Here is a 10,240-nt window from a genome sequence, read left to right on the forward strand (position 1 = left end):
GCCCGCGGGCGGGGTCAGGGGCCGGGGATGCGCACTCGCATCGTCAGGCCGCCACCGGGGCGCGGAGTGGCCTCGATGGCGCCGCCGTGGGCGCGGACCACCGAGCGCACGATGGACAGGCCGAGCCCGACCCCCTTGTCGCTGCGGGTGCGGTCGGCGCCCTTGATCCGGCGGAACGGCTCGAAGATGTGCTCCAGTTCGTACTGCGGCACCACCGGGCCGGTGTTCGAGACGACCAGCTCGCCGCCGCCCGGCACCTCGGCCGTGGTCAGCTCGACCCAGCCCCCGGCGGTGTTGTAGCGGACGGCGTTCTGCAGCAGGTTGAGCGCGATCCGCTCCAGCAGGACCCCGTTGCCCGAGGCCACGGCCGGATCGAGCGTCGAGCGCAGCTCGACCTCGCGCTTGTCGGCCTCCGAGCGGGTCTGCTCCAGCGCCCGGGAGGCCACCTCGGACAGGTCGACCGGGCGGCGCTCGGTGAGCTCGTTGTCGCTGCGGGCGAGCAGCAGGAGGCCTTCGACGAGCTGCTCGCTGCGCTCGTTGGTGGCCAGCAGGGTCTTGCCGAGCTGCTGGAGGTCGGGCGAGGCGGCCGGGTCGGAGAGCTGGACCTCCAGCAGGGTCCGGTTGATCGCCAGCGGCGTGCGCAGTTCGTGCGAGGCGTTGGCGACGAAGCGGCGCTGGGAGTCGAACGAGCGGTCCAGCCGGTCGAGCATGTCGTCGAAGGTGTCGGCGAGCTCCTTGAGCTCGTCGTCCGGCCCGTCCAGCTCGATCCGCCGGTGCAGGTCGGAGGAGGCCACGTCGCGGGCGGTGCGGGTGATCCGGCCGAGCGGGCGCAGCACCCGGCCGGCCATCGCGTAGCCGGCCGCGAAGGCGATCACGGCGAGGCAGACGAGGACGGTGAGGGACTTGCGCAGCAGTGTGTTGAGCGCCTGGCTGGACTGGGCGGCCTGGTAGTTGGCCAGCCACCGGTCCAGCGTCGCCTGGTTGGCGATGGTGAGGCCGTCCGGCGTGTTGACCTGGATGTTGCCGGTCGGGCTGCTGAGCACGAGGTGCGGCAGCGCGGAGTCCTGGAGGGCCTGGCGGTTGAAGTAGTACATCACCAGCAGCAGGACGATGCCCGCCATCAGGAACATCCCGCCGTAGAGCAGGGTGAGCCGCATCCGGATGGTGGGTCGGAACGGCAGCCAGGCGAGCATGCCGTCGCCGGGGACGTAGGTCTCGTGCGTCGACTGGTGGAGCCGGGGCGCGCGCGGGGGGTGTGCGGGCTTGGGCGGTACGACGCGCGGGCCGCCGGCGGGCGCGCCGGAGGGCCCGCCGGCCGGGGGCGGGGTGGTCATGATGGTCCTCTCGGGGCGACCGCCGGGTGGGGGCGGGCGCTGTTCGGTGGGAAGCCGGGGGCGGGCTCCGGTCAGATCCGGTAGCCGGAGCCCGGCACGGTGACGATGACCGGCGGGTCGCCGAGCTTGCGGCGCAGCGTCATGACGGTGACGCGCACGACGTTGGTGAACGGGTCGGTGTGCTCGTCCCAGGCCTTCTCCAGGAGCTGTTCGGCGGAGACGACGGCGCCGCCGGCGCGCATCAGGACCTCCAGGACGGCGAACTCCTTGGGGGCGAGCTGGACGGTGCGTCCGTCGCGGATGACCTCGCGGCGGCCGGGGTCGAGCGAGATGCCGGCGCGCTCCAGGACGGGCGGCAGCGGAACGGTCGCGCGGCGGCCCAGCGCCCGGACCCGGGCGACGAGTTCGCTGAAGGCGAACGGCTTCGGAAGGTAGTCGTCGGCGCCGATCTCCAGGCCCTCGACGCGGTCGCTGATGTCGCCGGAGGCGGTCAGCATGATGACCCGGGTCGCCAGGCCCTGCTCGACCACCTTGCGGCAGACGTCGTCGCCGTGGACGAGCGGCAGGTCCCGGTCGAGCACGACGACGTCGTAGTCGTTGACCGCGATGCGCTGGAGCGCGGCCTCCCCGTCGTACACCACGTCGACGGCCATCGCCTCGCGGCGCAGGCCGGTTGCGACGGCCTCGGCGAGCAGCTGCTCGTCCTCGACGACGAGAACCCGCACGGTCGTTGTCCCTTCTCCAGGCCGGCCCCGGAAGCGGACGCGCGGCTCCGAACGTGCCTCCATCCTGCCTGGTCCTTCGGTAAAGCAGCGATAAGCTGCCACTCGGGCAGGTTCGCCCGGCTCCCCCCGGTCACGGTTCGCATCCGCAGCACTCCGATTGGACTGTGACACGGGCAACTTTCTCGTCCGGGCAGGTTTCCCGGCGCCCGGTGCGGGGAGGACAGCTGCACACCCGCGATCTGGCCCTTGGCCGGTCGCACCCACCCGCCGTGCGTTCATCCGCGCCGGCCTTGGGGCTGGGACGTCACCGGGAGCGGCCGAGGGGCCGTCTCCGCGCCCGACCGGAGCAGCAGACCGTCGGCCAGGGCGCTTCCGTCGACCGGACCACCTCAGGGCGGAGAACGCACGACCGTGCACGTCCGACACAGTAAGGGGGCCCGTATGGACGCCTTCAAGGCCGGAATCCTGCAGCGCATAGCCAACGCCGAGCAGGACCTGCACCGCGCGATCGAGGCCGGGGACGAGTTCCTCGCCGAGGTGGAGCAGTCCGAGCTGGACGACCTCCGCCGACTCGCCGCCGAGCACGGAGTGGACACCGTGCTCGACCGTCACCGCACCGCCGCGTGACGCTCCGCAGCACCTGACCCCGTCGCCGGTCCTCCGGCACCAGCGGCCCTGCGGGGGCCGTGCGAAACCCCCAGGCCCTGGCATCCCCCGTATGCCAGGGCTCTTCGTTTGCCCGGCCCAACCGGGCCCGTCTGGCCTTAGGGGCAAAGTTTTACCCCCGAGGCAGGTCGCGCCTCGGGGGCAGTGGTTCGACCCGGCGCTCAGTCCGCCCAGGCGCGCAGCGCGGCCAGGCGCTCCTGGAGCGGCTCGTACACGCCGGGGGCGGCGGCGACGGTGAGATCGCCGTCGGGGCCCTGCCCCGGCCGGCCGCCGGTCAGGGCGCCGGCCTCGGCGGCGATCAGGCAGCCGGCGGCGCGGTCCCAGGGGGCCAGGCCGCGCTCGTAGTAGCCGTCCAGCCGCCCGGCGGCGACGTCGCACAGGTCCACCGCGGCGGCGCCGCCCCGGCGGATGTCCCGCACCTCGGGCATCAGGGCCAGCAGCACCTCGGCCTGCCGGACCCGCACCGCCTCGACGTAGTTGAAGCCGGTGCCGATCAGCGCCTGTCCCCACGGCGGGGCAGGGCGGGCGGAGATCGGCGCGCCGTCGAGGTGGGCGCCGCGGCCGACGACGGCGTGGAACAGCTCGCCGCGGGCCGGCGCGTAGACGACGCCGACGACCGCCCGGCCGTCCACCTCGGCGGCCACGCTCACCGCCCACGAGGGCAGCCCGTACAGGTAGTTGACCGTGCCGTCGAGCGGGTCGACGACCCAGCGCACGCCGCTGGTGCCGGCCCGGTCGGCGCCCTCCTCGCCGAGGTAGCCGTCCTGCGGGCGGCGGTCGGCGATCAGCTCCAGGACGAGCTTCTCGGAGGCGAGGTCCATCTCGGTGACCACGTCGACCGGGCTGCTCTTGGTGCCGGCCACGCCCAGGTCGGCGGGCCGGCCGTCGCGCAGCAGGGTGCCGGCCTTGCGGGCGGCGTCCAGGGCCACGTCGAGCAGGTCGTCGAGCAGCCGGGCGTCGGGCAGGGCGGGGCTGGACACGGGTGATCTCCTCCGGGACGGGGTCAGCGCTCGGCGGCGGCCGGGCGGGGGGCGCGCGGGTTGGGGCAGCAGGCGACCGCGCACACGTCGTGGCTGGGCCCGAGCGTTCCGAGGGCGCAGCGGGTCACGCCCTCGCCGCGCTCGGTGGCGGCCCGCTCCAGGACGAGCTCGCGCACGGCGGCGGTGAACCGCGGGTCGGCGCCGACGGTGGCGGCGCGGGCCACCGGCAGGCCGAGCTCGGCGGCCTTGGCGACGGCCTCGGTGTCGAGGTCGTACTTGACCTCCATGTGGTCCGAGACGAAGCCGATCGGGACCATCACGACGGCCGGCGCGCCGTCGGCGTGCTGGGCCTCCAGGTGGTCGCAGATGTCCGGCTCCAGCCACGGGATGTGCGGGGCGCCGCTGCGGCTCTGGAAGACGAGCTCCCACGGCCGGCCGGCGACACCGGTGCGCTCGGCGACGGCCTCGACGATCAGCCGGGCGACGTCCAGGTGCTGGGCGACGTACGCGCCGCCGGGCTCGCCGCGCGCCGGGTCGTCCGGGGCGCCGGAGGTCTCGGCCATCGCGTCGGGGATGGAGTGGGTGGTGAACGCCAGCCGGGCGCCGGCCCGCACGCCGGCGGGCAGCTGCTCGAGGGCGGCGACGGTGGCCTCGGTCATCGGCCCGACGAAGCCGGGGTGGTTGTAGAAGTGCCGCAGCTTGTCGACGCGCAGCTCGGGGGCGCCCTCCTCGGCGAGGGTGGCGAGCGCGTCGGCGAGGTTCTCGCGGTACTGGCGGCAGCCGGAGTAGCCGGCGTAGGCGCTGGTGGCGAGGACGGCGATCCTGCGGTGGCCGTCGGCGGCCATCTCGCGCAGGGTGTCGGTCAGGTAGGGCGCCCAGTTCCGGTTGCCCCAGTAGACCGGCAGGTCCAGGCCGTGCTCGGCGAAGTCCTTGCGCAGCGCGGCCAGCAGCTCGCGGTTCTGCCCGTTGATCGGACTGACCCCGCCGAACATGAAGTAGTGCTTGCCCACCTCCTTCAGGCGTTCCTTCGGGATTCCCCGGCCGCGGGTGACGTTCTCCAGGAACGGCACGACGTCCTCGGGGGCCTCGGGTCCACCGAAGGAGAGCAGCAGGAGGGCGTCGTAGGGAGCGGCGCCGGAGAGGGAGGGTTTGCGCGCGTCGGACATGGCACCGATCCTGCCATTGAGGGGCCGGAGCCCGTCGGCGGGGCCGCGCGAGCGACCGGGAAATACCGTTTGCCAACATACGTAAGCTGTGTTCAACCGCCTTGTTCCTTACCCCGACGGAGCTTCCGCGTGCTGTCCAGCTACCGCCAGATATTCGCCGCCCCCGGCACGCTGGCCTTCTCCGCCGCCGGGTTCCTGGCCCGGCTGCCGATATCGATGACCGGCATCGGCATCGTGACGATGCTGTCCCAGCAGCGCGGCTCCTTCGGGGTGGCGGGCCTCGTCTCGGCGACGCTGGCGATCGCCGCCGCGGTGCTCGGGCCGGCGGTGTCCTGGCTCATCGACCGGCACGGGCAGCGCCGCGTCGCGCTGCCCGCCGCCGCGCTCTGCATCTCCGCCGCGACCGGGCTGCTGCTCTGCGCCCACTTCGACGCGCCGGACTGGACGCTCTTCGTGTTCGCCGTCGGCATGGGCGTCATGCCCAGCGCCGGTGCCATGGTCCGCGCTCGCTGGGCCCACCTCTACCGGGACAAGCCCGCGCGGCTGCACACCGCCTACTCGTTCGAGGCGGTGGTCGACGAGTTCTGCTTCATGGTCGGCCCGATCCTCGCGGTGAGCCTGGCCACCAACGTCTTCCCCGAGTCCGGCGTGCTCGCGGCCGGGCTCGCGCTCACCGTCGGCATCGTCTTGTTCACCGCCCAGCGGCGCACCGAACCACCGGTCCACCCGGCCGCCGCCCGCAGCGGGCGCAGCGCCATCCTCAACCCCGGTCTGGTGGTGCTGGTGCTCACCTTCATCGCCACCGGGGCGATCTTCGGCTCGGTCGAGATCGTCACCGTCGCCTTCGCCCGGGCCCAGGACCACGAGGGGCTCGCCGGCACCGTCCTCGCCGTGTGGGCGCTCGGCTCCGGCCTCGCCGGCATGGTCTACGGCGCGCTCAAGCCCACCAGCCCCCTGGCGAATCGTTTCGTCGTCGGCGTCGTGATGATGGCGCTCACCATGATCCCGGTGCTGCTCGTCGCCGAGGCGATCCAGGGCCTCGGCGGGCTGCTCGCCACCGGTGCCGTCCTGCTGCTCGCCGGCCTCGCCATCTCGCCCACCCTGATCTCCGCGATGGCCCTCGTCGAGCGGCTCGTCCCGGCCGCCCAGCTCACCGAGGGCATGGCCTGGACCACCACCGGCCTCGCGCTCGGCGTCGCCCTCGGCTCCTCGGCCGGCGGCTGGGTGGTCGACGCCTCCGGCGCCGCCGCCGGCTACTGGGTGCCGCTGGTCGCCGGCGTCTTCGGCGTCCTGGTCGCCCTCGGCGGCCTGCGCACCCTGCGGGCCGGCCTGCCCGCGGCCGAGCCCGAGGCGCCCGCCGTCGAACCCGTAGACCTCGGACGGTGAACTGACTAATCTCCTCCCTACTCGCGGGCCTACCCGCGGGTAGGGGGCCTCGCGGCCCCGTGCACAGGCCCCACCGGCGGCCCCCACCGCCCGGACCCCCGCCGACCCCGGTCGGCCACGGAGCAGGAGGCAGCCCGATGCCCCAGGCCAGTACCGCGACGGCCACCCGCTGGACCAACTGGGCCGGCAACCAGAGCGCCCGGCCCGTGCGGGTCGCCGCGCCCGGCACCGCGGAGGAACTGGCCAGGGAACTGCGGCGCGCCGCCGACCAGGGCCGCACCGTCAAGGCCGTCGGCTCCGGCCACTCCTTCACCGCGATCGCCTCCGCAGGCGACGGCGTCCAGATCCGCCCGCACGCGCTCACCGCCGTCCGCGGGATCGACCGCGAGGCCGGCACCGTCACCGTCGAGTCCGGCCTCCCGCTGCACCGGCTCAACCGGCTGCTCGCCGCCGAGGGCCTCTCGCTCACCAACATGGGCGACATCGAGGTCCAGACCGTCGCCGGCGCCACCAGCACCGGCACCCACGGCACCGGCCGCGACTCCGGCTCGCTCGCCGCACAGATCCGCGCCCTGGAGATCGTCCTCGCCGACGGCACCGTCCGGCACTGCTCCCCCACCGAGAACCCGCGGCTCTTCCAGGGCGCCCGGCTCGGCCTCGGCGCGCTCGGCGTGATCACCGCGCTCACCTTCGGCGTCGAGCCGTCCTTCCTGCTCACCGCCCACGAGCAGCCGATGCCCTTCGACGAGGTCCTGGAGCGCCTCGACGACCTCACCGCCGTCAACGAGCACTTCGAGTTCTACTGGTTCCCGCACACCGACCGCTGCAGCACCAAGCGCAACAACCGCAGCCAGGGGCCGGCCGCCCCGCTGCCCCGGTTCAAGGGCTGGCTGGAGGACGACTTCCTCTCCAACACCGTGTGGGAGGGCGCCTGCCGGGTCGGCCGCCGCTTCCCCGCCAGCATCCCCGCCATCGCCTCGCTGGCCAGCCGGGCGTGGTCCGACCGCAGCTACACCGACACCTCGCACAAGGTGTTCACCAGCCCGCGCAAGGTCCGCTTCGTCGAGATGGAGTACGCGGTGCCGCGCGCCGCCGTCGCCGACGTGCTGCGCGAACTGAAGGCGCTCGTCGAACGGTCCGACTGGCGGATCAGCTTCCCGGTGGAGGTCCGCTTCGCCCCCGCCGACGACCTCTGGCTCTCCACCGCCTCCGGCCGCGACAGCGCCTACATCGCCGTCCACCTCTACCGGGGCACCCGCGACCAGGGCTACTTCACCGGCGTCGAACAGCTGATGGCCGCCCACCAGGGCCGCCCCCACTGGGGCAAGCTGCACACCCGCGACGCCGAGTACCTCGCCGGGGTCTACCCGCACTTCGGCGACTTCACCGCCCTGCGCGACGAGGTCGACCCCGGCCGCCTCTTCGCCAACCCGTACCTGCGCCGGGTCCTCGGGGACTGACCGGCTAACCGGCGGGGGTCTCCGCGGCGGGCGCCGGCGCCTGCGACGCCGGGGCCTGGCTCGGCGCGGGCGGCTGCGGAGTCGCCCCGCCGGTCGGCTTCCCGCTGCCGCCCGCCGACGGGGACGCGCCGGAGGTGGGCGTCCCGCTCGGGCTCGGCTCCGGGGTCCGTGTCGGGTCCGCCGACGGCGACCCGCCGGAGCTCGGCGTCCCGCTCGGGCTGCCGCTCGGCTCCGGCCGCGGCTTCGACGTCGCCGGGGACGACGCCCCGCCCGACGGCACCCCGCCGCCCTGCTCGTGCCCGCCACCGGACGGGCGGCCCGTCGGATCGCCGGCCGGCGGCTTGGACTCCGTGCTCACCCTGCCGCCGAACGACGTGCCACTGCCCGTCTGCCCCGTCACCGTCGCCGACACCGGCTGCCCCGTGGCCACCTCGAACACCACGATCGGCGCCATCGCCAGCACGAACACCAGCCCCGACACCGCCGCGTACGTCCGCCACGTCCACCGCCGGCGCGCCCGCACCACCTGCGGCTCGTTCCACTCCGACGAGATCACCGGAGGCGTCGGCGCCACCGCCGCGGCCGCGTCGTCCGCCGGCACCTGCCGCAGCCCGTTCACCGTCTGGTTCGGCCCGCGGTCCACCGCCTCGCGCAACTGCTCGCCGGTGCGCCTGAAGAGGTGCTGGAACACCGCACCGCCCGTGGTGGCCCCGACGCTCACCACCGCCGCGCCCATGATCGTGCCGTAGACCCCGAGTTCGGACGCCAACAAGGCGCCCACCACCGCGGCCAGCGCGCTCGCCGCGACCTGAGCCACACTCAGGTCGATCCGCCTGCGCTCGTCCTTCCCGCCCTCCTCGACGGGCTCCCGCTCCGGCATCGACATCCCTCGGTCCGTACGACTGTTCTTCGAACAAGACACTCCATCTTGCCCAAAGAAGGACACAAGGGACGAAAATCCGGTTCTTCCCTCCGGGATTGTGTGAAGATGATCACCGTTCATCCGGCAGCGGCCCGCCGCCCGGGGCGCGCGCTCTTGAGATTCCCGTGAATCGCGGGAGACTTGAGCGGCGAGCCGCCCCTTCGGATGCCACGAATGGAGTACTGTTCGTAAAGCCTGAGCCTTGGGTCGACTTGTCGACTGCCAGTACCACGGCAACTTGACGAAGAGCCACGACACAGGCACGCACGGCGACGCCGGTCCCGGATCGTCGCGAAACACTCCGCGTGCGAGGACGGCCGGGACACCCAGGCGCGACGTCGACGGATGACGTGGCAAAAAGGCAACCGTGCCACAGCGGCGTTCACGGGCGTGAGCCCGACACGCCGGGGAACTCAGCAAGGTTGTGGCCAGTCGCGAGCGGGCAGGCCACACTCAGTACGGGAGCAGCGACGCAGGTGACGTCGGCAGGCACCACCCGGGAGGTAACCGTGCCCGAACTGCGGGTTGTGGCCGTCAGCAACGACGGCACACGGCTGGTGCTCAAGGCTGCCGACAGCACGGAGTACACCCTCCCCATCGACGAGCGGCTGCGCGCCGCCATCCGCGGCGACCGCCCGCGCCTCGGCCAGATCGAGATCGAGGTCGAGAGCCACCTTCGCCCCCGGGACATCCAGGCGCGGATACGAGCCGGAGCCTCCGCCGAGGAGGTCGCCCAGGCCGCCGGCATCTCCGTCGACCGGGTCCGCCGCTTCGAGGGCCCCGTCCTCGCCGAACGCGCCTTCATGGCCGAGCGCGCCCGCAAGACCGCCATCCGCCGCAACGGCGAGTCCCCCGGCCCGCAGCTCGGCGAGGCCGTCGCCGAGCGGCTCGCGCTGCGCGGCGCCGAGAAGGACACCGAGCGCTGGGACTCCTGGCGCCGCGACGACGGCACGTGGGAGGTCATCCTCTCCTACCGCGCCGACGGCGAGGGCCGCAGCGCCTCCTGGACCTACGACCCGCCCCGGCGCCTCGTCACGCCCAACGACGACGAGGCCCGCGCGCTGATCGGCGAGACCGTCGAGCGCGAGGAGGACTCGGTCTTCCCGTTCATCCCGCGGATCGCCCGGCTCCCCCAGGACCGGCCGCCCCGCCCGATGATCGACCGGCCCTCCGCCGACCGCATCATGTCCGCCCGCGAGGCGCGGGAGGCCGCGGCCGAGGGCCGGGACTCGCTGACCAGCCTGCTCGACGTCGTCCCCGCCTTCCGCGGCGACCTCGCCGTCGGCCCCGCCCCGATCGAACCGGTGCCCGCCGAGGTCGCCGAGGAGACCGAGGAACCGGCCGCCGCCGCGGCACCCGCCGTCGGCGCGGGCTCCGCCTACGCCGACATCCTGATGCCGCGCGCCGTCGCCCCGCACCGCGAACGCCTGGTCGGCACCACCGACCGGCAGGCCGAAGCCGACGGTGTCCGGCCCGGCCGCCGGGCCACCGTGCCCAGCTGGGACGAGATCGTCTTCGGCAGCCGGCGCAAGAAACAGGAATAGCAAAGCCGTCCATGCGGAAGGGGCGGGAGGCTCCGGCCTCCCGCCCCTTTCGCACGC

Annotated in this window: 9 protein-coding genes; 5 read left to right on the forward strand and 4 right to left on the reverse strand. The window is 73.9% G+C overall.

Annotation, left to right across the window (positions count from 1 at the left end; genetic code table 11):
- Nucleotides 1-14: 14 nt before the first annotated feature.
- A complete protein-coding gene (locus tag AB0O00_RS20510) occupies nt 15-1,334 on the reverse strand; it encodes a HAMP domain-containing sensor histidine kinase (RefSeq protein ID WP_363653749.1) in 1,320 nt (439 codons plus the stop codon).
- Between the two features lie 71 nt (nt 1,335-1,405).
- Nucleotides 1,406-2,059: a response regulator transcription factor gene (locus AB0O00_RS20515; RefSeq protein ID WP_097235981.1), complete on the reverse strand. Its 654-nt coding sequence runs from the start codon at nt 2,057-2,059 to the stop codon at nt 1,406-1,408.
- Between the two features lie 441 nt (nt 2,060-2,500).
- On the opposite strand from AB0O00_RS20515, the gene AB0O00_RS20520 reads away from it, so the two are divergent.
- On the forward strand, nt 2,501-2,686 hold the full coding sequence (locus AB0O00_RS20520; protein ID WP_030285471.1) for a hypothetical protein: 186 nt from the start codon (nt 2,501-2,503) through the stop codon (nt 2,684-2,686).
- Between the two features lie 200 nt (nt 2,687-2,886).
- Here AB0O00_RS20520 and AB0O00_RS20525 read toward each other — a convergent pair whose 3' ends face one another.
- Nucleotides 2,887-3,705, reverse strand: a complete 819-nt coding sequence (locus AB0O00_RS20525) for an inositol monophosphatase family protein (protein ID WP_363653752.1) — start codon at nt 3,703-3,705, stop codon at nt 2,887-2,889.
- 23 nt (nt 3,706-3,728) lie between these two features.
- A complete protein-coding gene (locus AB0O00_RS20530; RefSeq protein WP_363653754.1) occupies nt 3,729-4,871 on the reverse strand; it encodes a ferrochelatase in 1,143 nt (380 codons plus the stop codon).
- 129 nt (nt 4,872-5,000) lie between these two features.
- Here AB0O00_RS20530 and AB0O00_RS20535 point away from each other — a divergent pair, with 129 nt between their 5' ends.
- The 4 genes from AB0O00_RS20535 (at nt 5,001) to sepH (ending at nt 10,183) form a co-directional block, all read left to right on the forward strand.
- Nucleotides 5,001-6,257 carry an MFS transporter gene (locus tag AB0O00_RS20535; RefSeq protein ID WP_363653756.1) on the forward strand — a complete coding sequence of 419 codons (1,257 nt, stop codon included), beginning with the start codon at nt 5,001-5,003 and terminating at the stop codon, nt 6,255-6,257.
- Between the two features lie 137 nt (nt 6,258-6,394).
- The gene (locus AB0O00_RS20540) at nt 6,395-7,717 is read left to right on the forward strand and encodes a D-arabinono-1,4-lactone oxidase (protein WP_363653758.1); all 1,323 of its coding nucleotides are present in this window, start codon (nt 6,395-6,397) and stop codon (nt 7,715-7,717) included.
- A gap of 134 nt (nt 7,718-7,851) precedes the next feature.
- Nucleotides 7,852-8,466 carry a hypothetical protein gene (locus AB0O00_RS20545; protein WP_363653760.1) on the forward strand — a complete coding sequence of 205 codons (615 nt, stop codon included), beginning with the start codon at nt 7,852-7,854 and terminating at the stop codon, nt 8,464-8,466.
- A 649-nt stretch (nt 8,467-9,115) separates the two neighbouring features.
- The gene (sepH, locus tag AB0O00_RS20550) at nt 9,116-10,183 is read left to right on the forward strand and encodes a septation protein SepH (protein ID WP_363653762.1); all 1,068 of its coding nucleotides are present in this window, start codon (nt 9,116-9,118) and stop codon (nt 10,181-10,183) included.
- The last annotated feature ends 57 nt before the right edge of the window (nt 10,184-10,240 follow it).

Source organism: Kitasatospora sp. NPDC093558 (assembly GCF_040683475.1).
Taxonomy (GTDB): domain Bacteria; phylum Actinomycetota; class Actinomycetes; order Streptomycetales; family Streptomycetaceae; genus Kitasatospora.